We start from the raw sequence: 21546 nt of genomic DNA on the forward strand, positions 1-21546 counted from the left end.
CGTGGGTGTGGGTGTGGGGCGCACCGCGGGGTGCGGGTGTGCCGTGGGTGTGGGTGCACTGTGAGTGTGAGTGTGAGTGCGGGTGCGGGTGCGGGTGCGGGGGCGCGGTTGCGGGGTGTGCGTACCGCCCGTACATGGGCGGGCGGGCGGTCCCTCAGCCCGCGATGCGCGCGGCCTCGCGGTGCAGGGCCTCGGCGACCTGCGCGAGCGCCCGCGGGCGCGGGCCGGGGAGGCGGGCGAGGACGACCCGGCGGCGCTCCGCCTGGCCCCCGCCGACCTTGACGAGCCGCACGCCGGGCGGCACCGCGCCGGCCGGCCCCGGCGGCACGGTGGTGACGCCGTTGCCCGCCGCGACCAGGTGCAGCTTGGTCAGCCAGTCGCGTGCGGTGCGCGTGACGCGCGGGCGCCCCGGCAGGCCGGGCCATACGCCCCTCGCCGGCTCCGCGGGGTTGGCGGAGCCGGCGATCCACTCCTGGCCGGCCAGTTCCGCCACGTCCACCACGGCCCGGTCGCCCAGGGGGCCTTCGGCCGCGACCGCGAGCAGGAGCTCGGTCTCCAGGAGGGTCTCGCACTCCAGCGGCGGTGCCTGGTCGTCGAGGGGCCGGTAGGGCGGGCGGAGCGCGAGGACGGCCAGGTCGAGGGTGCGCGCCCGCAGCGCGCGCACCAGCGCCGGGGTCGAGCCCTCGCGGGTCGTGACCCGGATGCCCGGCTGGCTGCGGCGCAGCGCGGCGACCGTGCGCGGCACGACGAGCGTCCCCGCGCTGGGGAAGGCGCCGAGCCGTACGAGGCTGCGCTCGGCGGCGAGGCCCTTCAGCTCGCGGTCCGCCGCGGCCGGCGCGTCCAGGGCGACCGCCGCGTGCCGCAGCAGGGCCAGGCCCGGCGCCGTGAGGGTGACACCGCCGGGCCCGCGCTCGAACAGCCGTACTCCGGTGGCCCGTTCGAGGGCGGCGACCTGGCGCGAGACGGCGGACTGGGGGTAGCCGAGCTCAGTGGCGGCCGCGGTGAAGCTGCCGCGCTCGGCGATCTCGCGCAGGACCCGCAGGCCGGTCAGTGACGGCTCCATGACGTTCACGCATACCCACCTTGCCGGAGTCTCGCTGGCCGCATGGCCGGGGGCCCCGCCTGGCGTTGTGGGGAGAGGGCCGCTGAACTGCGCGGTCGCCCACCCCACTTGAGTCGAGGAGCACAGCCATGCCGTTCGTCGAGATCTATTGGGCCCGGAGGCCGTGCGCGCGGGCCGCGCCGGCTGACACCCGCACGCGCGCGGGCCGGGCCGCCGTCGCCGCCGTAGGCCGGGGCACGGGGCACGGGGCACGGGCCTACGGACCTACGGGCCACGAGCTACGGGCGCACCTCGTGCCGCGCCGCCGGGCCGAGCAGGGCCAGCAGGGCCAGGGCGTCGGCGTCGGGCGAACCCTGGGGCGCGGTGTAGAGGACGAGGTGCTGGTCTCGGTCGGTCAGGGCGAGCGTGTCGCAGTCGACGGTGACGTCCCCCACCGCGGGATGGCGGAAGGTCTTCCTCAGCATGGGCGCGGCCTGGACGTCGCGCTGCTCCCAGAGGCGGACGAACTCCGGGCTGCCCGCGAGGAGTTCGGCGACCAGGTCCGTGATGGCGGGGTCCTCGGGGTAGCGCGCGGCGGCGGCCCGCAGCTCCCTCGCGGCGTGGCGGCGGAACTCCGCGGCGTCGGCGGTGCCGTACAGCTCGGACCCGTCGTCGCCGCGCGGGCCGAGGAAGGCCGCGCGCGCCAGATTGCGGTCCGCGGGTTCGAGGGCCCCGAAGTCGGTCATGAGCGCGGCGGCGAGGTCGTTCCACGCGAGCACCTCGAACGCCGCCGAGGTGACGAACCCCGCTGTCTGCGGCAGCCGTTCGAGCAGCGCGAGGATGCTCGGCCGTACGTCGCGGCGGTGCGGCGCCGAGCGGACCGGCGCCGTGCCCGCGAGCACGTGCAGGTGCCCGCTCTCCGCGTCGGTGAGCCGCAGCGCGTCCGCGATGCCCGCGAGCACCTCGCCGGACGGGCGGGGCGCGCGTGCCTGCTCCAGGCGTACGTAGTACTCGGTGGAGATGTGGGCGAGGACCGCGACCTCCTCGCGCCGCAGCCCCGGCGTGCGGCGGCGCGGCCCCGCGGGGAGGCCCACGTCCGCGGGGCGCAGCCGCTCGCGACGGCTGCGCAGGAACGCTCCGAGCTCCTGTCTGTCCACAGGCCCAGTATGCGCGGGCCGCCGCGGCTCATCCTGGTACGGACTGTGCCTGAAACCGCACCGCGTCCCCCGGCCAGGCTGGCGGCATGACGAACGACAGCACCCACGACAGCACCCACAGCAGCACGCACGGCGGCACCCGCGACCGCGCGCGCACAGCCCCGGTCGGCCTGCTCTCCGGCAAGGTCGTCCTCATCACGGGCGCCAGTCGCGGCATCGGCGCCGCGGCCGCGCGGCTGTTCGCCGCGGAGGGCGCGAGCGTCGTGCTCGCCTCCCGCGACACGGCCGCGCTCGGGCGGCTCGCCGCCGGCATCCGCGCCGAGGGCGGCACCGCCGACGGGGTCGCCTGCGACCTCGGCGACCCGGCCTCGGTGCGCGCTGCGGTCGACCGCGTGGACGAGCTGCACGGCAGGCTCGACGGCGCGTTCAACAACGGCGCGGCGGGCCAGAGCCCCGGCCCGCTCGACGGGACGAGCGACGAGGACGTCGACCGGATGTTCGCGGTGAACTTCCGCGGCCAGTGGACCGCGATGAACCGCGAGGCCGCGCTGATGCGGCGCGGCGGCGGCGGCGCCATCGTCAACACGTCCAGCATCGGCAGCCGCCGCGCCAACCCCGTGCTGCCGGCGTACGGCGCGATGAAGCGCGCGCTCAACAGCCTGGCCGAGTCCGCGGCCGTGACCTGGGGCCCGCAGGGCATCAGGGTCAACACGATCACGCCGGGCGGCACCGCGACCGAGATGATCGACGCGTGGGAGGCCGCGACGCCCGGGGTGGTCGAGCGGATCGTCGCGACCACCCCGCTCGGCCGGATGGGCGCACCCGAGGAGGTCGCGCAGGCCGCCGCGTGGCTGCTCAGCGACCGCGCGTCCATGGTCACCGGCGCGACCCTCGCCGTGGACGGTGGCGCGGGCGCCTGAACCGGTGGTGGCCCGGGGCGCCTGCGGGGGCGCACGATCGGCCAGCGAGCGCCCGACCGGCGGCGCGGGCGCCCGCCCCACGGCGCCCGATCGGCGGCGCGGATGCCCCTCACGGGCTGCGGGCCGCCGCCCCGGAGCGCCCCGCCGGGGCCGGCCCGCGCGCCGCCCCGGGGCCCCTCATCCCGCAGTGCCGCCCCTCACCCCGCCGTGCGCGGGATGTCCTTCTCCCAGGTGCGCCGGAAGACGACCTCGTCGCCCTCCCGGCACACGACCTCGTTGACCGTGGTGAAGTGCTCGGCGTCGCAGCTGGTCTCCGAGCGGGTCTCGATCCGGGTGTCCCAGGAGAGCGCGGGGCGGTGGAGGCGGACCGTCCAGCGGGAGACGGCCTTCGCGGAGAGGGGGTCGCTCTCCTGGATGGTGTAGGTCTCCAGCGCGTCCTCGGTGAACTCGAGGCCGTCCGGGTAGACCCGGGTGCCGCCGTACCTCGGATCGACCTCCAGGCGCCAGACGCCCTCGGCGACGTCCCGGGTGACCAGCCGCTCGGGGCGCGGGGGCGCCGTCGCCGTCTCCGGGTACACGACCTCCAGCGGGGCCGACTGCTCCGGCGGCGGGAAGCCGAGGGGCCGGTCGGCGGCCGAGCGGGTGCGGACCGGCAGGTCGAGCCCCGAGCCCGCCGGGTCGAGCACGAAGCCCGCCGACGCGGCCTGCGGCCAGATCCAGGGCCAGTACGCGGACGACACCGCGAGCCTGATGCGGTGGCCCGGCGGGAAGGTGTGGCCGATGCCGTTCAGCTCGAACTCGACGTCCTCGGTCGCGCCCTCCGGCCAGGGCACGGCGCGGTCGCGGCCCTCGCGGGCCGACAGGTTGAGCGCGCCGCGCGTCACCAGCGTCGAGGAGCCGTCGGGCGCCACGTCGCACAGCCGGGCGATCACCTGCCCCGCGGGCGCGTCCACGGTGAGCCTGAGGCGCACGCGGGGCCTGCCGAGGATCTCGATGCCCGAGCCCTCGGGGTCGACGGCGAACTCGAACGACGCGGACTTCGCGTCCTCGTCCCGCTGGTCGGGCGGCAGGTCGGCGTCGTTGCCGAACGGGAAGAAGCGGCCCGCGTCGAGTCCCGTGTGGTGCGGCGAGTCGACGAGTACCGGGTCCCCGCGGAAGGCGTACGGCACGGGCGTGACGTTCGGTGAGGGCCAGGCCGGCTCGCCGACCCAGCGGCCCGGCAGCTCCGGGTAGACCGTGGCGGGCGGGTGCGAGGCGCTGATCCAGGCCCGCAGCAGCGGCTCGTCGAGCACGCCGGTGTCGCGGTCCTTGAGGTGCTGGTCCCACCAGCGCAGCGTTTCCTGGAGGAACCCGATGGCGGGCCCTGGCGGCAGGCCGCGGTCGGGGTACTGGTGCGACCAGGGGCCGATGATGCCCCGCACCTTCGCCGGGTCGAGGTGCTCCACGAGCCGCAGCACGGTGTCGCGGTACGGGTCGTGCCAGCCCCCGACCGCGAGGACGGCGGCGTCGATCGCCGTGTAGTCCTCGCAGACGCTGCCGTGCCGCCAGTAGGCGTCGCGGGTCTGGTGCGCGAGCCAGGTGTGGATCAGCGGCTCGACGGATTCGAGGCGGCTGCGCCACAGGTCGCGCCAGCCCTCGCCCGCGTAGACCGGGTCGGGCGGCCGGGAGGCGAAGGCGAGCATGGTGGAGGCCCAGGCGTGCATGTCGACGCCGAGGACCGAGCCGCCCATGTAGTGGACGTCGTTGTCGTAGCGGTCGTCGGTGGAGCAGACCGTGACGACCGCCTTCAGCGGTTCGGGGGCGAGCGCCGCCAGCTGGAGGGAGTTGAAGCCGCCCCAGGAGATGCCGAACATGCCGACGCGGCCGCTGCACCAGGGCTGCGCGGCCAGCCAGTTGATCACCTCGACGCCGTCGGCGAGCTCCGTCGCGTCGTACTCGTCGCCCGGCACGCCCTCGCTGTTGCCGTGGCCGCGCACGTCGACCCGTACGGAGGCGTAGCCGTGCCCCGCGTACCAGGGGTGCCGCTGCCAGTCGCGCGGCGCGGTCCAGTCGCTCAGCCGGTACGGGAGGTATTCGAGCAGCGCGGGCACGGGCTCGTCCGTGACCGGCCGCCAGACGCGGGCGTACAGGCGCAGGCCGCCGGGGAGCGGGATGCGGACGTCCTCGCGGGTGGTCTCGTAGGGGAAGTCCGTGCGGACGGCGGGGCGGGGGGCGGAACGGATGCTGGGGGACATACCGGTCACCTTTTTCCGTGCTGAGGCGGTGGGGCGCGGGGTACGCGGAGTACGTGGGAGATACGGGGGGAGCGCGGCGCGCGGCCCGGTCAGTGGACGGGGTGCATGGTCCTGCGCAGCCAGGGCGCGGCCGCTGTGACGGCGAGGCCCGCGGCCACGGCCACCGCGCCGTTCACGCCGAAGTACGCGGGGTGCGAGACCTTGTCGTACAGCTTCACGGTCTGTGCCTGGATGCCGTTGGCCAGGGCGAGCGAGAGGAACCAGAGCGCCATCGTCTGGCTGGCGAACGCCTGCGGGGCGAGCTTGGTCGACGCGGAGAGGCCGGAGGTCTCCAGCAGGATGTCGCCGAGCCCCAGCAGGATGTACGAGCCGACGATCCACCACACGGCCATCGTGTAGTGGTCGCCGCTGTGGCCCGAGGTCGGCAGGACGATCAGCAGGAACGACAGGCCGCCGAGCACCACGCCGAACGCGATCTTGTTGGAGGCGTGCGGCTGCCTGCGGCCCATGCGCACCCAGACGGCGGCGACGAGCGGCGCGAGCGCCACCTCGAAGGCGCCGAGCGCCGAGGTGTACCAGCTGGCGGGGAAGTCGAAGCCGAAGATGCTCGACTCGGCGTTCGACGCTGCCAGCAGGATCATCGTCGAGTACGCCTGGAAAAGGATGAAGTTGAACACCACGGACGCGGCGAACAGCACGATGTACGGGCGCAGCCGCCCGCGCTCCTCGCGGGTGACCCGGGGGCTCGCGAACATCACCGCGAAGTAGGCGACCGGCGCGGCGACCGAGACCACCGTGAGCACGTCCACGAACCGGCCGAGCGTCAGCCAGCCGGCCAGCGAAAGGGCCGTCGCGACGACCGCGACCACCACCGCGCCGGTCACCATCCAGCGCACGGCGCGCCGCATCGGCCCCGGCGCGAGGGCGTACTCGGGCGCGCTGTCCCGCCCGGCGAGGTGCCGCCGCCCCCACACGTACTGGATCAGGCCGAGCGTCATGCCGAAGGCGGCGGCGGAGAAGCCCCAGTGCCAGCTCGCGTGGTCGCCGAGCCAGCCGGTGACGAGCGGCCCGAGGAACGAGCCGATGTTGATCGCCATGTAGTAGAGGGCGAAGCCCGCGTCGCGCCGCTCGTCCCTGGTCCTGTAGAGCTTGCCGACCATGTACGAGACGTTCGGCTTGAGCAGTCCCGTGCCCGCGCTGATCAGGCCGAGCCCGGCCCAGGTCGACCAGGCGGCGGGCACCGCCATCAGGTAGTGGCCCGCCGCGATGAGCACACCGCCCCACAGGACGGCGCGGTACGAGCCGAGGATGCGGTCGGCGAGCCAGCCGCCGCCGACGGAGACCAGGTAGACGAGCGTGCCGTACGCGGCGGAGATGGAGGCGGCCGTGCCGTCGGCCATGCCGAGGCCGCCGTGTGCCACGCTGTCCACGAAATAGAGGACGAGGATGGCCTGCATCCCCAGGAACGAGAAGCGCTCCCAGACTTCGAGGCCCGACAGGGTGACCAACCCGCGCGGCTGGCCGAAAAACGCACGGTCGTCCTCGGGCGGAGGTCGCTCTCCGTGTGCTTCCGTATCGGTCACTGTGTCGGACAAAATACTCTCTCCCGCTCGTACGACTGATCACGAACATACCGTCGGTGCCGGGAAGGCGCCCACGGTGATCGAAACGCGACCGGATACGCTGACTTGAGTGATGGCAGCGACACATCGACAATCCGTGTGATCGTCAGCAGACAGGAGTACCCCTCGTGACCGTCGTCGGGCCGTTCGGGCTGAGCATGCGGGACCAGGCTCTCGAAGCCGATGTGCAGACCGGATTGGCGGCTGTCGAGGCGGGTCTGCTCGATGCCACCAAGAGCGACGTGGCCTTCATCAACGAGGCCGCGCAGCACCTGGTACGGGCGGGCGGCAAACGATTCCGGCCGCTGCTCGTGCTGCTCGCGGCGCAGTTCGGCGACCCCTACGCGCCGGGTGTCGTGCCCTCGGCCGTCGTGGTGGAGCTCACCCACCTGGCCACGCTGTACCACGACGACGTGATGGACGAGGCCGAGGTCCGCAGGGGCGTCGACAGCGCCAACGCGCGCTGGGACAACTCCGTCGCCGTCCTCACCGGGGACTTCCTCTTCTCCCGCGCCTCGCAGATCCTCGCGGAGCTGGGCCCCGAGGCCGTGCGCATCCAGGCCGAGGCGTTCGAGCGGCTGGTGACGGGCCAGATCCTGGAGACGGCGGGCCCCCGCGACGGCCGCGACCCGGTCGCCCACTACCTCGACGTGCTCTCCGGCAAGGCGGGTTCCCTGGTCGCCGTGTCCGGCCGGCTCGGAGCGCTGATGGCGGGCGCGGACGAGCGGGTCGTGGACATCCTCACGCAGTTCGGCGAGCGCCTCGGCGTCGCCTTCCAGCTCGCCGACGACGTGCTCGACATCGCCAGCGAGTCGCACGAGTCGGGCAAGACCCCCGGCACCGACCTGCGGGAGGGCATCCCCACCCTGCCGGTGCTGCTGCTGCGCGCCCGCGCGGAGAAGCTGGCGGAACCGGCCGACGTCGCGCTGGCCCAGCTGCTCGCATCCGACCTCACGGACGACGCGCGGCACGCGGAGGCGCTGCGCGGGCTGCGCGCCCACCCCGCGCTCCAGCAGGCCATGGACGAGGCGGTCAGGTACGCGACGGCGGCGCGCGAGACGCTGGTGCCGCTGCCGGAGTGCTGGGCGAAGTCGGCGCTGACCGACCTGTGCGACGCTGTCGTGCACCGCGCGGGCTGACGGCGTTTCGGGCCTGCTCCCCGGCATCCACCCCGGGGCCCCGGCCCCCGGGTCATCCCGGAGGCGGACGGAAAGTGCTCCGCCGGGTTGACGACTGTCATACGGCCATTTGGTCAGATGGACATACGCACCCGTCTTCCGCCGGGTGACAATGGCGGCGGGGGACCGAAGGGTGCACGGGCACCGGCGCACGGCGCCGATGACCGACTGACCGGCCGCCGACCACGGAGGTAGGGCACACATGGCAGGCAACGACAGGGCAGCGACCGCCGAGGACGACGAGGTCCGCGCCACCGGTCCGAGGAGGCTCGCGCGCTACGCGCTCCCGGTGGCCGTCGCCGGGGTGGCCGCGGCCACCGTCGGTCTCGTACCGGCGCTCGCCGCGTCCGGCGACCCGGACCTTCCCACGATCAGCGCGCACGACCTGGTGCAGAAGATCGCCGCGTCCCACACGCAGCAGCTCTCCGGGTCCGTGAAGTTCACCACCGACCTCGGCCTGCCGTCGCTCGGCGGGCTCGGCGGCTCGCTGCCCGGCGGGGCCGCGGGGTCCGGCGGCCCCTCGGGGGCGCCGTCGGGCTCGGGCGCGGACCCGCAGTCCAAGCTGATGGAGCTGGCGTCCGGCACGCACACGCTGCGTGTCGCGGTCGACGGCCCGCAGAAGCAGAAGGTCTCCCTCGTGGAGGACGCCGCCGAGTACAGCCTGATCCGCAACGCGGGCCAGGTCTGGGCGTACGACAGTGCGAGCAACCAGGCGTTCCACACGAAGGACCCGGCGGGTACCGCCCAGAGGTCCGGCACGCGGGCGCTGCCCGTGCTGCCCAAGGGCGCAGAGGCGCCCACGACGCCGGGGCAGTTCGCCGACGACGTCCTCAAGGCCACAGGGCCCACCACGGCGCTCTCCGTCGACGGCACCTCGCGCGTCGCGGGCCGTGACGCGTACGACCTGGTGGCCAAGCCGAAGCAGGCCGGGTCCACGGTCGGCTCCGTACGGATCGCGGTGGACGCGAAGACGGGCACGCCGCTGCGGTTCACGGTGGCGCCGAGCGGCGGCGGCAAGGCCGTCGTCGACGTCGGCTACACCTCGGTCGACTTCGCCAGGCCCGCGGCCTCCACCTTCGACTTCACCCCGCCGAAGGGCACGAAGGTCACCGAGGGCAAGCAGCACCCGGCGGCGGAGCACGCGCAGCCGACGCCCCAGCAGAAGCAGCGCGCCGAGACGGCGCTGAGCCGGGTCAAGGTCACGGGCGAGGGCTGGACGTCCGTGGTCGAGCTGCCCGGCACGGCCGGTCACTCCGCGGCCAAGGGCGGCGCCAAGGGCGGCGACGCGCAGTCGTTCCTGAACTCGCTCGGCAGCAAGGCCAGCGGCTCGTTCGGCCAGGGCACCGTGTTCCACACGCGCCTCGTCAACGTTCTGCTGACCGATGACGGCAGCGTCTACGCGGGCGCGGTCAGCCGGCAGAAGCTGATCGAGGCGGCCGACGCCGCCGCCACGTAGGCACGGGGCCGACCGGGGCGCCACGGCCCCGGCCCGCCTGCGCCGGCCGCCGGCGGCCCCGCCGTACGCTCGTACGGCGGGGCCGCGGCACGTTCGGGGTGCGGCGCGCGTTCCGCGGGGCAGAGGGCTGCGGGACAGAGGGCTTTCGCGGCGGAGTGCCAGGGAGGGACAGGGGCATGGTGGTGAGCGGCGGGGCGCCCGTGATCGAGGCGCGCGGCCTGACCAAGCGCTACCGGGGCGGCCAGCTCGCCGTCGACGGCCTGGACCTCGTGGTGCCCGAGGGCAGTGTCTTCGGCTTCCTCGGGCCCAACGGCTCGGGCAAGACGACCACGATCCGTATGCTGCTCGGCCTCGTCGAGCCGACCGCAGGGGCCGCGCGCCTGCTCGGCCGCCCCATGCCGCGTGCGGCACGCGCGGTGCTGCCGCAGGTCGGCGCGCTGATCGAGGGCCCGGCGCAGTACGGCTTCCTGAGCGGCAGGGACAACCTCGTACGGTTCGACGCGACGGACCCGACCGCCGACCCCCGCACCCGCGCGGCCCGGGTGGAAGCGGCCCTCGGCCGGGTCGGGCTCGGCGCGGCGGCCGACAAGCGGGCCAAGGCGTACTCGCTCGGGATGAAGCAGCGGCTCGGCATCGCCGCCGCGCTGCTGCGGCCACGCAGGCTGCTCGTCCTCGACGAGCCGACGAACGGCCTCGACCCGCAGGGCATGCGGGAGATCAGGACGCTGGTGCGCGAGCTGGCCGCCGAGGGCACGACGGTCTTCCTCTCCTCGCACCTGCTGGACGAGATCGAGCAGGTCTGCACGCACGCGGCCGTGATGGCGCGGGGCCGCCTGCTCGCGCAGGGCCCGGTCGCCGAGTTGTCGGGGCCCGCGCGCGGCAGGCTCGCGGTCACCACGCCCGACGCTGCGGACGCGGCCCGGGTGCTCGCCGAGCACGGCGTCACCGGCGTCGAGGCGGGGGAGGGCCGGGTCAGCGGTGACCTGCCTGCGGGCGACCCCGCCGCGGACCCGGCCGACCTCAACGCGGCGCTCGTGCGCGCGGGGGTGCGGGTGCGGGCGTTCGGGGTGGAGCGCGGCACGCTTGAGGACGCCTTCGTGGCGCTGACGGGAGAGGGCTTCGATGTCGCGGGCTGAGACGGCGGGCGCGGGCCGGGCGGCGGGACCCGCTGGGGTGCCGCCACCGCGTGCGGCGGAGCCGGGACCCAGGAGCCCGGGGTTCTGGTGGACGCTCGGGTTCTTCGGCTCCGAGCTGCTGACGACGTTCCGCAGGGGCCGGACGCTCGCGCTGCTCGGCGTGCTGGCCGCGGTGCCTGTGCTGGTCGGCGTCGCGGTGAAGATCGAGACGTCGGGCGGCTCGGACGTGGGCGGCGGGCCGCCGTTCCTGACACAGGTCACCAACAACGGCCTGTTCCTGGTCTTCGCGGCCCTCACCGCGACCCTGCCGGTGTTCCTGCCGATGACGGTCGGCGTCGTCGCGGGCGACTCGGTGGCCGGGGAGTCAGCGGGCGGCACCCTGCGCTATCTGCTGGTGGTGCCCGCGGGCAGGACCAGACTGCTGCTCGCCAAGTACGCGGCGGTGCTGGTGTACTGCCTGGCCGCGACGGCGGTGGTGGCGGTGTTCGCGCTGGCGACGGGGGCGCTGCTGTTCCCGGTGGGAGAGGTCACGACGATCTCCGGCACGGCGATCCCGTTCGGCGCGGGCCTCGGGCGGGCGCTGCTCGCCGCGGTCCTGGTGGCGGCCTCGCTCGTCGGGTTCGCCGCCGTCGGGCTGTTCGTGTCGACGCTGACGGGCAGCGGCATCGCGGCGATGGCGGCGACGGTGGGGCTGCTGATCACCGTGCAGATCCTCGACTCGATCCCGCAGCTCGACGCGATCCACCCGTATCTGTTCTCGCACTACTGGCTGTCGCTCGCCGATGTGATGCGCGCGCCCGTGCTGTGGGACGGCGTGCTGAAGAACCTCCTGGTGCAGGCGGTCTACCTGCTGGTCTTCGGCTCCGCGGCCTGGGCCCGCTTCTCCACGAAGGACATCGCCGCCTGACCCGAGCCCCAGGGCGCCGCAGGGGCGCGCGGCAGGGCCGGGGGCGACGTCGCAGGGGCGCGCGGCAGGGCCCGGGGCGCCGTACGGGCGTGTGTCACGGACCCGGCTGCCGTACGGCCGCGGCGTCGGCCGCACCCGCCTCGCGCGCCGGCCCGGCGCCCGGGGCGCCCGTGCCGGCCGGCCGCCGTGCCGGGGGCGCGGAGACGCCGCCCGGGGCAGCGTCGCGCGCCGCCGCGCGCAGTGCGGCCGCGCGGACCCTGGTCCGGCGGGCGGTGCGCAGGGCGTCCCAGGTCAGCATGGCGAGCGCCAGCCACACGAGGGCGAACCCCGCCCACCGCTCCGGGGGCATCGGTTCGTGGAAGTACGCGACGCCGAGCGCCAGCTGGAGCACCGGCGTCAGGTACTGGAGCAGGCCGAGCGTGGTCAGCGGCACCCGGATCGCGGCCGCGCCGAAGAGGACGAGCGGCACGGCGGTCACCAGGCCCGCGGAGGCCAGCCACGCCGCGTGCCCCGCGCCGTGCGCGGTGAAGGTCGAGCGGCCCGTGGCGCCGAGCCACAGCAGGAACCCGAGCGCGGGCGGGAAGAGGACCGTGGTCTCGGCGGCCAGCGACTCCAGGCCGCCGAGCCCGATCTTCTTCTTGACCAGCCCGTAGGTGCCGAAGGAGAACGCGAGCACCAGCGAGATCCACGGCAGCCGCCCGTACCCCACCGAGATCACCACCACGGCGGCGAGTCCTGTGCCGACCGCCGCCCACTGCGCGGGCCGCAGTCGCTCCTTGAGGAGGATGACGCCGAGCAGGATGGTCACCAGCGGGTTGATGAAGTAGCCGAGCGACGCCTCCACCACATGGCCCGAGTCCACGGCCCAGATGTAGACGCCCCAGTTGGCCGTGATCACGGTGGCCGCCAGCGCCAGGAGACCCACCCGGCGCGGCTGCCGCGCCAGCTCGCCGAGCCACGCCCAGCGCCGCGCGCAGGCCAGGGCGACCGCCACCACGCCGAGCGACCAGGCCATGCGGTGCGCGAGCACCTCAAGGGGGCCCGCCGGGTCGAGCAGCGGCCAGTACAGCGGCACGAGCCCCCAGATCCCGTACGCGCCGATCCCGTACAGCAGCCCGGAGCGCTGCTCGTCCTCGGTCCCCACCCGGCCCCCTCCGCCCTCGCCGTTCCACCGCCGGTGCGCATGCCCGCGTCAACGCGCCCGTCCCCAGGGACGGTAGCGGCCCCGCCCGGCCGCTGTCATGTCCGTTCCGCGATACGGTCATGACAGGGGACGCCGCACAGGTGCACGGGGTAGCCTGCCGCCATGAGGATGTGCTCGATCGACTGTGCAGTGGAGTCGGGCACTCGCGCTCCCCACGGCGAGTGCGCACCGCGCGGCTGCACCTTCCTGCGCCGCCGCGGCCGGGTGGGATCGCCCCCGGCCGCCCGTCTGTGTTGTCGCAGCTCCTGTCGCAGCTGCCGCAGCTGACGGTCCGGGGCCCGGCAGACCGCCGCCCGTACCGTCTTCGCACTTCGTTGCTTCCGTACGCCCCTCACCACTCCTGTTCGTTTCCGTGCGCCCGCGCGGGCGGGGTGACACCTGCCGCGCCGGCGCGCGCCGTACCCGGAGGACCGCCGTGACGACCTACGCCGCCCCTGCCCTGAGCCCCCTGCGCGACTTTCACGTCCCCGCCGACCAGATCACCGAAGGGCCCCGGCTGCTGCGCCGGCTGCCCGAGGGCGCGGTGAGCCGCCCGTACGAGCTGTTCGAACTCGTCCCGCAGGCCGCCACCATCGGCGCCGAGATCCGCGGGCTCGACCTCTCCCTGCCGCTGACCGACGCCCTGCGCGACGAGCTGACGCGCGCCCTCAACGAGTGGAAGGTCCTCTTCTTCCGGGGCCAGCACCTCACCTCGCAGGCGCAGCGCGCCTTCGCCCGCAACTGGGGCGATCTGGAGACCAACCCGCTGCTCACGACGGCGGGTTCCGACGAGGTCGTACGGTTCGACCGCTCGGCCGTGCCGACCTTCGAGAACGTCTGGCACACCGACGTCACCTTCCGCGAGCGGCCGGCGCTCGGCGCGGTGCTCCAGCTGCGCGAGGTGCCCCCTGCGGGCGGGGACACCATGTGGGCCGACATGGCCGCCGCGTACGACAACCTGCCCGAGGAGGTGCGGGAGCGGATCGACGGGCTGCGCGCGGTGCACGACTTCCTGCCGGGCTTCGCCCGCTTCACCCCGCCGGAGCGGCTCGCCGCCTTCCAGGAGACGTTCCCGCCGGTCGAGCACCCGGTGGTGCGCCGACACCCGGAGACGGGCCGGCGGATGCTGTTCGTCAACAGCTCCTTCACCACGCACATCACCGGGCTCGGCAGGGACGAGAGCGACCGGCTGCTGCGGCTGCTGTTCCAGCAGGCCCATGTGCCGGAGTACCAGGTCAGGTGGCGCTGGTCGGCCGGCGACATCGCCTTCTGGGACAACCGCGCCACCCAGCACTACGCGGTGAACGACTACGGCAGCGCCCGCCGGGTCGCGGAGCGCGTCGCCATCGCGGGCGACCGGCCGTTCTGACCGGGCCGCTGGACCCGATACAGCACGAGGGGCCCCGAGCCGACCGGCTCGGGGCCCCTCGTGTGCGTGCGGACGCGCTGTCAGCCCGCGACGGTCCAGGTGTCGCTGCCGGCGAGCAGCGCCGCCAGGTCGCCCTTGCCGCGCTGCTCGACGGCCGTGTCGAGCTGGTCGTTCATCAGGGTGTCGTAGACCGGGCGGCGCACGCTGCGGAAGACACCGATCGGCGTGCGGTGCAGCGTGTCCGGGTCGGCGAGCCGCGAGAGCGCGAACGCCGTCGTCGGGGACTCGCTCGCGGCGTCGTGCACCAGGATGTCCGCCTCGTTCTCCGGCGTGACGTCCACGACCTCCAGGTCACCGGTGCGCGGGTCGCGCACGACACCCTTCGAACGGTCCGCGCCGAAGCGGATCGGCTGCCCGTCCTCCAGGCGGATCACGGCCTCCTGGGCCTGCTCCTTGTCCTTGAGGACCTCGAACGCCCCGTCGTTGAAGATGTTGCAGTTCTGGTAGATCTCCACCAGCGCCGTGCCGGGGTGGTCGGCGGCGGCGCGCAGCACGCTCGTGAGGTGCTTGCGGTCCGAGTCGACCGTACGGGCCACGAACGAAGCCTCCGCGCCGAGCGCCAGCGACACCGGGTTGAACGGGGCGTCGAGCGACCCCATCGGCGTCGACTTGGTGATCTTGCCGAGCTCGGAGGTGGGCGAGTACTGGCCCTTCGTCAGGCCGTAGATCCGGTTGTTGAACAGCAGGATCTTCAGGTTGACGTTGCGGCGCAGCGCGTGGATCAGGTGGTTGCCGCCGATGGAGAGCGAGTCGCCGTCACCGGTGACGACCCACACCGACAGGTCGCGGCGCGAGGTCGCGAGGCCGGTCGCGATGGCCGGGGCCCGGCCGTGGATCGAGTGCATCCCGTAGGTGTTCATGTAGTACGGGAAGCGGGACGAGCAGCCGATGCCCGAGACGAAGACGATGTTCTCCTTCGCCAGGCCCAGGTCGGGCATGAAGCCCTGGACGGCGGCGAGCACCGCGTAGTCGCCGCAGCCGGGGCACCAGCGGACCTCCTGGTCCGACTTGAAGTCCTTCATGGACTGCTTGGCTTCCGCCTTCGGGATCAGCGTCAGCAGCTCGTTCGTGGCGACGTCGACCTCAGACATTGATGGCCTCCTCGATGGCCGTGGCGAGCTGTTCGGCCTTGAAGGGCATGCCGTTGACCTGGTTGTAGGAGTGTGCGTCGACCAGGTACCGCGCACGCAGCAGGGTCGCGAGCTGGCCGAGGTTCATCTCCGGCACGACCACCTTGTCGTACCGCTTCAGCACCTCGCCGAGGTTCGCGGGGAACGGGTTGAGGTGGCGCAGGTGCGCCTGCGCGACCGGCCTGCCGGCCTTGCGCAGCCGCCGCACGGCCGCCGTGATCGGGCCGTACGTGGAGCCCCAGCCGAGCACCAGGGTGCGGGCGCCGTCGGGGTCGTCGACCGCGAGGTCGGGCACCTGGATGCCGTCGACCTTCGCGGCGCGGGTGCGGACCATGAAGTCGTGGTTGGCCGGGTCGTAGGAGATGTTGCCCGTGCCGTCCTGCTTCTCGATGCCGCCGATGCGGTGTTCCAGGCCGGGCGTGCCGGGCACCGCCCACGGGCGCGCCAGCGTCCGCGGGTCGCGCTTGTAGGGCTGGAAGACCTCGGTGCCTTCCTCGGTGGTGTGGTTCGGCGCGGTGGCGAACTGGACGCGCAGGTCCGGCAGTTCGTGCGGTTCGGGGATGCGCCACGGCTCGGAGCCGTTGGCCAGGTACCCGTCGGAGAGCAGGAAGACCGGCGTGCGGTACGTCAGCGCGATCCTGGCGGCCTCCAGGGCCGCGTCGAAGCAGTCCGCAGGGGTCGAGGGCGCGACGATCGGCACGGGGGCCTCGCCGTTGCGCCCGTACATCGCCTGGAGCAGGTCGGCCTGCTCGGTCTTGGTCGGCAGGCCCGTGGAGGGGCCGCCGCGCTGGATGTCCACGATCAGCAGCGGCAGTTCGAGCGAGACCGCGAGGCCGATCGTCTCCGACTTCAGCGCCACGCCGGGGCCCGAGGTGGTGGTGACGGCGAGCGAGCCGCCGAAGGCCGCGCCGAGCGCGGCGCCGATGCCCGCGATCTCGTCCTCGGCCTGGAAGGAGCGCACCCGGAAGTTCTTGTGCTTCGACAGCTCGTGCAGCACGTCGGAGGCCGGGGTGATCGGGTACGAGCCGAGGTAGAGGGGCAGGTCGGCCTGGTGCGAGGCGGCGATCAGCCCGTACGCCAGGGCGAGGTTGCCGGAGATGTTGCGGTACGTGCCGGCCGGGAAGGCCTCCTGCGCCGGGGCGACCTCGTACGAGACGGCGAAGTCCTCGGTCGTCTCGCCGAAGTTCCAGCCCGCGCGGAACGCCGCCACGTTCGCCTCGGCGATCTCCGGCTTCTTCGCGAACTTCGAGCGCAGGAACGACTCGGTGTTCTCCGTGGGCCTGTTGTACATCCACGACAGCAGCCCGAGCGCGAACATGTTCTTGCTGCGCTCGGCCTCCTTGCGGGACAGGCCGAACTCCTTGAGCGCCTCGACCGTGAGCGTCGTCAGCGGCACCGGGTGCACCTGGTAGGCGTCGAGCGAACCGTCCTCGAGAGGGGAGGCCGCGTAGCCGACCTTGGCCATCGGGCGCTTGGTGAACTCGTCGGTGTTGACGATGATCTCCGCACCGCGCGGCACGTCCCCGATGTTCGCCTTGAGCGCCGCCGGGTTCATCGCGACCAGTACGTCGGGCGCGTCGCCCGGGGTCAGGATGTCGTGGTCGGCGAAGTGCAGCTGGAACGACGAGACGCCCGGCAGGGTGCCCGCGGGCGCGCGGATCTCGGCGGGGAAGTTCGGCAGGGTCGACAGGTCGTTGCCGAAGGACGCGGTCTCGGAGGTGAACCGGTCACCCGTCAGCTGCATGCCGTCGCCCGAGTCGCCCGCGAAGCGGATGATCACCCGGTCCAGACGGCGGACCTCCTTGGCGCCGGAACCCCCTGGCCCTGACTCTTCCGACAGGCCCGGCAACGGGGCACGCTGCCCCCCGACGACGGTGTCACCGTCGTTGGCCTCGCCGGCTGCGCTACTGACCTGGCTGGTCACTGAACTGGACCTCCCTGTGAGGCGGCGGCTCGGGACCGCCGGCCGCCGGCCGTCCCGGAGCAACCCTACGTCGGTAAGGGTCGCCTACCTCTGCTCGCTCGCATGGTGGACGCCACTATGAGACACCTCGCTGGGGGTGAATGCCCTGTTCTGTGGTGGTTCGCGGGTCGTGCGCCGACCACCGCGGCCACTCGTACTTTGGGACTAGGACCCGCAGCGCCGGGCCGCAGCGCCGAGCGCGGGGCCGCGCCTTCGCGCGTCCGCGCGGCCCGGATCGTCCGCGCGGCCCGCGGCCCGTGCCGCCGCGCCCCGCCTCAGGACTTCAGGTACGTCAGAACGGCGAGCACCCGCCGGTGATCCCCGTCACTCGGGGACAGGCCGAGCTTCAGGAAGATGTTGCTGACGTGCTTCTCGACCGCGCCGTCGCTCACCACGAGCTGCCGCGCGATCGCCGAGTTCGTCCTGCCCTCCGCCATCAGCCCCAGCACCTCGCGCTCGCGCGGCGTCAGACCGGCCAGCACGTCCTGCTTCCTGCTGCGGCCCAGCAGCTGCGCCACGACCTCCGGGTCGAGCGCCGTGCCGCCGCCCGCCACCCGCACGACCGCGTCCACGAACTCCCGCACATCCGCCACCCGGTCCTTGAGCAGGTAGCCCACGCCCCGCGTCGACCCGGCGAGCAGCTCCGTCGCGTACTCCTCCTCGACGTACTGCGACAGCACGAGGACGCCGACCCCCGAGTGCTCCTTGCGCAGCCACACCGCGGCCCGTACGCCCTCGTCGGTGTGGGTGGGCGGCATCCGGACGTCCGCCACGACGACGTCGGGCAGTTCGCCCCGGCCGGCGAGCGCGCCGATGGCGTCGGTCAGCGCCACCGCGTCGCCGACGCCCGCGACCACATCGTGCCCGCGGTCCGTCAGCAGCCGCGTCAGCCCCTCCCGCAGCAGCACCGAGTCCTCGGCGATCACCACCCGCACTCTGTCCTCCGTAACCGCAGCCATTCCTCTTCGCCACCCCCGCGCCTCGCGCCCCGACGTACCCGCATCCGTCCCGGTCCGCCCAGCATCCCAGCACGGGGACGCGGACGCGCGCTCTCCGGTTGTCCGCGAGGGCCCCGGTCCGCCGTGCGGCCGAGCGGCGGGCGGGGCGCGCCGGCCGGGTCACGCACGCCAGGGCAGCTCCGCCGTCACCGTCGTGGGGCCGCCGCGCTCCGAATCCACCAGCAGGACCCCGTCCACGGCGCCCAGCCGCTCGCCGAGCCCCGCGAGGCCGCCGCCCGCCGCCGGATCCGCGCCGCCCACGCCGTCGTCGGTGACCTGGATCAGCAGCCGGTCGGCGGTCCGCCACACGTCGACGCTCGCCGTGCGCGCCCGGCTGTGCTTGCTGATGTTCTGGAGCAGCTCGGAGACCGTGAAGTACGCGATCCCCTCGATGGCCTCCGCGGGCCGCTCCGCCAGCTCCACCGTGACCTTCACCGGCACCGTGCAGCGTGCCGCGACCGCGGAGAGCGCCGCGTCGAGGCCCCGGTCGGTGAGGACGGCCGGGTGGATGCCGCGCGCCAGGTCCCGCAGCTCCTGGAGCGCCAGCTTCACCTCGCCGTGCGCCTCGTCCACCATCGCCGACGCGGCCTGAGGGTCCTCGGTCAGCTTCTCCTTGGCGAGGCCGAGGCCCATGGCGAGGGCGACGAGCCTTGCCTGCGCGCCGTCGTGCAGGTCGCGCTCGATCCTGCGCAGGTCGGCGGCGGCGGTGTCCACGACCACGCCCCGGTCGCTCTCCAGCTCCGCGATGCGTGCCTCCAGTTCCTCGTCGGGGGCGAGCAGGCCCCGCACCATCGCGCGGTCCGCGTTGGCCAGGCCGCGCGTCAGGTACGGCAGCACGGGCCACAGCACGAAGAGGCTCACCAGGGTCACGCTGAACGTGACGATGCCCCACGGCAGCCGCATGAACGCGTACAGCGCGGTCCGCCACCCCACCGGGTCCCTGAGCGCCGACACCGTCCGCCCGGCGAAGCCCGCGCCCCCGCGCCGGAACATCGGGCTCGGCTCGTCGATCCGCATGTCGAGCAGCGAACGGGCCCGCGCCCGTTCGAGCCGCCCGTAGACCCGGGTGCCGAAGAGGCCGGCCACCAGCAGCGGCAGGCCGATCACCGTCACCGAGAGACCCGCGCCCACCACCAGCGTCGTCACCACGTACACGAAACCGGCGAGCGCGGCGGGGAAGTTCGCCAGGAGGTGCGCGATCTCCTTCCACGTGTGCCGGTCGTACGCGAAACGCGCGGGCGGCGGCGTGCTGTGCGAAGGACCGGCGGTCGGCCCCCCGCCGCTGGTGGGGACGCCGCTCCGGCGTGGTCTCGCGCTCATGCGCCCAGCCTGCCGCGCCGGGTCGCCGGGCGCCATGGGGCAGTCCGAAGGCCCAGGGGTGGGGCTGCCCCCACCCCTGCGACCCCTCTGTCCCGCGAGGCCGGGCCGGGATCGGGGGAGGGCCCGCTTACCGTCTCTTTAACAGGGCCTACACTTCGGCTCCGTACAGACGGTATGTGGCCCGAGCGTCGCGGTGGCAGACCGGGCCGATGGCTACAGCAGGTGAGGGAGCGAGGAGCGGACGTGCCGGAACCGGTCGTTCTCGCTGCGGGCTACTTCCGCGGCTACACGGTGGTGGGGCTGCTCGCCGTGATCGGCGTGCTGTTCGTCGCGGTCGCCTTCGGCGCGGGGCGGCTGCTGCGGCCCGTCGTGCCCACCCCGGAGAAGCTGCTGACCTACGAGTGCGGCGTCGACCCGGTCGGCGAGGGCTGGGCGCACACCCAGGTGCGGTACTACGTGTACGCGTTCCTCTACGTGATCTTCGCCGTCGACTCCGTCTTCCTCTTCCCGTGGGCGACCGTCTTCGCCGCGCCCGGCTACGGCGCGACGACCCTGGTCGAAATGTTCGTCTTCCTCGGCTTCCTGGCCGTGGGACTGCTCTACGCATGGAAGAAGGGCGTCCTCGCATGGACGTGACCCCGACCCCCGCCGCCTCCTCCGCCTCCCCGGAGCCCGGCGCGGCCGTCCTCCGCGCACCGCAGCCGCTGCCCGAGCCCCGGCGCCTCGGCGTGCTGTCCCGGCTCGCCCCCGAGCCGATGAAGGTCGTGCTCAACTGGGGCCGCCGCTACAGCCTCTGGGTGTTCAACTTCGGACTCGCCTGCTGCGCCATCGAGTTCATCGCCGCGTCGATGGCGCGGCACGACTTCATCCGCCTCGGCGTGATCCCGTTCGCGCCGGGCCCCCGCCAGGCGGACCTGATGGTCGTCTCCGGCACCGTCACCGACAAGATGGCCCCCGCGGTGAAACGGTTGTACGAGCAGATGCCCGAGCCCAAGTACGTGATCTCCTTCGGCGCCTGCTCCAACTGCGGCGGCCCCTACTGGGACTCGTACGCCGTGACGAAGGGCGTCGACCAGATCATCCCCGTCGACGTGTACGTGCCGGGCTGCCCGCCCCGCCCCGAGGCGCTGCTCCAGGGCATCCTCAAGCTCCAGGAGAAGATCGCCTCCGAGTCGCTCTCCGCGCGGTACGGGCGCGCGCCGGAGCCGTCCACCGCGCAGCTGCGCAGCGGCCTCGTCCCGCCGCCCGGCCCGAAGGACCCGCGATGACCGAGGCGTACGACGCGCTCCCGGACTCCGTCGCCGGCACCTTCGGCGAGGACGCGACCGCCGAGCTCTCGTACGGGCTGCTCACGGTCGACGTGCCGGCGGAGCGCTGGCTCGGCGCGCTCACCACCGCGCGGGACGTGCTGGGCTGCGGGTACTTCGACTGGCTGAGCGCCGTGGACGAGGCGGCTGACGGCTTCCGTGTCTCGGCGCGCGTCTTCTCCGTCGCCGACCGCACCGTACGGGCGCTGCTCGTGCGCACGGCGGTGCCCCAGGACGCGGCGGAGCTGCCGACCGCGACCGGCGTGTACGCGGGCGCCGCGTGGCACGAGCGGGAGACGCACGAGATGTTCGGGATCGCCTTCACCGACCACCCGGGGCTCGCGCCGCTGCTGCTGCCGGAGAACTTCGAAGGCCACCCGCTGCGCAAGGACTTCGTGCTGGCCGCGCGGGTCGTGAAGGCGTGGCCCGGCGCGAAGGACCCCGGCGAGTCGGGCTCCTCGCGCCGCCGCCCGATGCTGCCGCCCGGCGTCCCCGACCCCAACGAGTGGGGCCCCCACAAGGGCGAGGCCCCGCCGGAGCCGCCCCGCCCCGCGCGGGCCGCCC

Annotated in this window: 18 protein-coding genes; 9 read left to right on the forward strand and 9 right to left on the reverse strand. The window is 73.9% G+C overall.

Annotated elements, in window-relative coordinates; translation table 11 throughout:
- Window positions 1-154: 154 nt before the first annotated feature.
- Together ABEA77_RS27905 and ABEA77_RS27910 are read right to left on the reverse strand one after the other, a co-directional pair.
- Window positions 155-1063, reverse strand: coding sequence for a LysR family transcriptional regulator (locus ABEA77_RS27905; protein ID WP_345653406.1), 909 nt, complete (start codon window positions 1061-1063; stop codon window positions 155-157).
- A gap of 278 nt (window positions 1064-1341) precedes the next feature.
- Window positions 1342-2199: a helix-turn-helix transcriptional regulator gene (locus ABEA77_RS27910; RefSeq protein WP_345653354.1), complete on the reverse strand. Its 858-nt coding sequence runs from the start codon at window positions 2197-2199 to the stop codon at window positions 1342-1344.
- Window positions 2200-2285: 86 nt separating this feature from the next.
- Between ABEA77_RS27910 and ABEA77_RS27915 the strand changes: the two genes are divergently transcribed.
- Entirely contained in the window at window positions 2286-3119 is an 834-nt protein-coding gene (locus tag ABEA77_RS27915; protein WP_345653357.1) for an SDR family NAD(P)-dependent oxidoreductase, read from the forward strand.
- A gap of 197 nt (window positions 3120-3316) precedes the next feature.
- Here ABEA77_RS27915 and ABEA77_RS27920 read toward each other — a convergent pair whose 3' ends face one another.
- Window positions 3317-5353 (reverse strand): CocE/NonD family hydrolase, encoded by a 2037-nt coding sequence (locus ABEA77_RS27920; protein ID WP_345653360.1) that lies wholly within the window; start codon window positions 5351-5353, stop codon window positions 3317-3319.
- Window positions 5354-5442: 89 nt separating this feature from the next.
- On the reverse strand, window positions 5443-6936 hold the full coding sequence (locus ABEA77_RS27925) for a peptide MFS transporter (RefSeq protein WP_345653363.1): 1494 nt from the start codon (window positions 6934-6936) through the stop codon (window positions 5443-5445).
- Between the two features lie 167 nt (window positions 6937-7103).
- On the opposite strand from ABEA77_RS27925, the gene ABEA77_RS27930 reads away from it, so the two are divergent.
- The 4 genes from ABEA77_RS27930 (at window position 7104) to ABEA77_RS27945 (ending at window position 11652) form a co-directional block, all read left to right on the forward strand.
- Complete coding sequence (locus ABEA77_RS27930) at window positions 7104-8114, forward strand: polyprenyl synthetase family protein (RefSeq protein ID WP_345653366.1); 1011 nt, start codon at window positions 7104-7106, stop codon at window positions 8112-8114.
- Window positions 8115-8355: 241 nt separating this feature from the next.
- A complete protein-coding gene (locus tag ABEA77_RS27935) occupies window positions 8356-9609 on the forward strand; it encodes a LolA family protein (protein WP_345653369.1) in 1254 nt (417 codons plus the stop codon).
- 176 nt (window positions 9610-9785) lie between these two features.
- Complete coding sequence (locus tag ABEA77_RS27940) at window positions 9786-10745, forward strand: ABC transporter ATP-binding protein (RefSeq protein ID WP_345653372.1); 960 nt, start codon at window positions 9786-9788, stop codon at window positions 10743-10745.
- Window positions 10732-11652 (forward strand): ABC transporter permease, encoded by a 921-nt coding sequence (locus tag ABEA77_RS27945; protein ID WP_345653375.1) that lies wholly within the window; start codon window positions 10732-10734, stop codon window positions 11650-11652. The genes ABEA77_RS27940 and ABEA77_RS27945 overlap by 14 nt, the downstream gene beginning before the upstream one ends.
- A 94-nt stretch (window positions 11653-11746) precedes the next feature.
- Here the strand turns inward: ABEA77_RS27945 and rarD are convergent, their stop codons facing one another.
- Window positions 11747-12796 (reverse strand): EamA family transporter RarD, encoded by a 1050-nt coding sequence (gene rarD / locus ABEA77_RS27950; protein WP_345653378.1) that lies wholly within the window; start codon window positions 12794-12796, stop codon window positions 11747-11749.
- Between the two features lie 475 nt (window positions 12797-13271).
- Between rarD and ABEA77_RS27955 the strand changes: the two genes are divergently transcribed.
- A complete protein-coding gene (locus tag ABEA77_RS27955) occupies window positions 13272-14204 on the forward strand; it encodes a TauD/TfdA dioxygenase family protein (protein WP_345653381.1) in 933 nt (310 codons plus the stop codon).
- 80 nt (window positions 14205-14284) lie between these two features.
- Here the strand turns inward: ABEA77_RS27955 and ABEA77_RS27960 are convergent, their stop codons facing one another.
- From ABEA77_RS27960 to ABEA77_RS27975, 4 genes are all read right to left on the reverse strand, one after another.
- Entirely contained in the window at window positions 14285-15355 is a 1071-nt protein-coding gene (locus ABEA77_RS27960; protein WP_345653383.1) for a 2-oxoacid:ferredoxin oxidoreductase subunit beta, read from the reverse strand.
- A complete protein-coding gene (locus ABEA77_RS27965) occupies window positions 15348-17318 on the reverse strand; it encodes a 2-oxoacid:acceptor oxidoreductase subunit alpha (protein WP_345653386.1) in 1971 nt (656 codons plus the stop codon). The genes ABEA77_RS27960 and ABEA77_RS27965 overlap by 8 nt, the downstream gene beginning before the upstream one ends.
- Before the next feature lie 314 nt (window positions 17319-17632).
- Window positions 17633-18292 carry a LuxR C-terminal-related transcriptional regulator gene (locus ABEA77_RS27970; RefSeq protein ID WP_345653409.1) on the reverse strand — a complete coding sequence of 220 codons (660 nt, stop codon included), beginning with the start codon at window positions 18290-18292 and terminating at the stop codon, window positions 17633-17635.
- 183 nt (window positions 18293-18475) lie between these two features.
- On the reverse strand, window positions 18476-19675 hold the full coding sequence (locus ABEA77_RS27975) for a sensor histidine kinase (protein ID WP_345653389.1): 1200 nt from the start codon (window positions 19673-19675) through the stop codon (window positions 18476-18478).
- 174 nt (window positions 19676-19849) lie between these two features.
- Here ABEA77_RS27975 and ABEA77_RS27980 point away from each other — a divergent pair, with 174 nt between their 5' ends.
- The 3 genes from ABEA77_RS27980 to ABEA77_RS27990 form a co-directional block, all read left to right on the forward strand.
- Entirely contained in the window at window positions 19850-20311 is a 462-nt protein-coding gene (locus tag ABEA77_RS27980) for an NADH-quinone oxidoreductase subunit A (protein WP_345653392.1), read from the forward strand.
- The gene (locus ABEA77_RS27985; protein ID WP_345653395.1) at window positions 20302-20943 is read left to right on the forward strand and encodes an NADH-quinone oxidoreductase subunit B; all 642 of its coding nucleotides are present in this window, start codon (window positions 20302-20304) and stop codon (window positions 20941-20943) included. The genes ABEA77_RS27980 and ABEA77_RS27985 overlap by 10 nt, the downstream gene beginning before the upstream one ends.
- Window positions 20940-21546: NADH-quinone oxidoreductase subunit C (locus ABEA77_RS27990; RefSeq protein WP_345653398.1), on the forward strand; the 607-nt coding region annotated here is incomplete at its 3' end. The genes ABEA77_RS27985 and ABEA77_RS27990, both read left to right, overlap by 4 nt.

It is taken from the genome of Streptomyces tremellae (genome assembly GCF_039540215.1).
Classification (GTDB): domain Bacteria; phylum Actinomycetota; class Actinomycetes; order Streptomycetales; family Streptomycetaceae; genus Streptomyces; species Streptomyces tremellae.

Bases quoted from the DNA above. Each gene is read 5' to 3' on its own strand.
- ABEA77_RS27960 (WP_345653383.1), bottom strand. From the start codon at position 15,355: ATGTCTGAGGTCGACGTCGCCACGAACGAGCTGCTGACGCTGATCCCG.
- ABEA77_RS27985 (WP_345653395.1), top strand. From the start codon at position 20,302: ATGGACGTGACCCCGACCCCCGCCGCCTCCTCCGCCTCCCCGGAGCCC.
- ABEA77_RS27940 (WP_345653372.1), top strand. From the start codon at position 9,786: ATGGTGGTGAGCGGCGGGGCGCCCGTGATCGAGGCGCGCGGCCTGACC.
- ABEA77_RS27935 (WP_345653369.1), top strand. From the start codon at position 8,356: ATGGCAGGCAACGACAGGGCAGCGACCGCCGAGGACGACGAGGTCCGC.
- ABEA77_RS27915 (WP_345653357.1), top strand. From the start codon at position 2,286: ATGACGAACGACAGCACCCACGACAGCACCCACAGCAGCACGCACGGC.
- ABEA77_RS27905 (WP_345653406.1), bottom strand. From the start codon at position 1,063: ATGGAGCCGTCACTGACCGGCCTGCGGGTCCTGCGCGAGATCGCCGAG.
- ABEA77_RS27920 (WP_345653360.1), bottom strand. From the start codon at position 5,353: ATGTCCCCCAGCATCCGTTCCGCCCCCCGCCCCGCCGTCCGCACGGAC.
- ABEA77_RS27945 (WP_345653375.1), top strand. From the start codon at position 10,732: ATGTCGCGGGCTGAGACGGCGGGCGCGGGCCGGGCGGCGGGACCCGCT.
- ABEA77_RS27975 (WP_345653389.1), bottom strand. From the start codon at position 19,675: ATGAGCGCGAGACCACGCCGGAGCGGCGTCCCCACCAGCGGCGGGGGG.
- ABEA77_RS27980 (WP_345653392.1), top strand. From the start codon at position 19,850: ATGTGGCCCGAGCGTCGCGGTGGCAGACCGGGCCGATGGCTACAGCAG.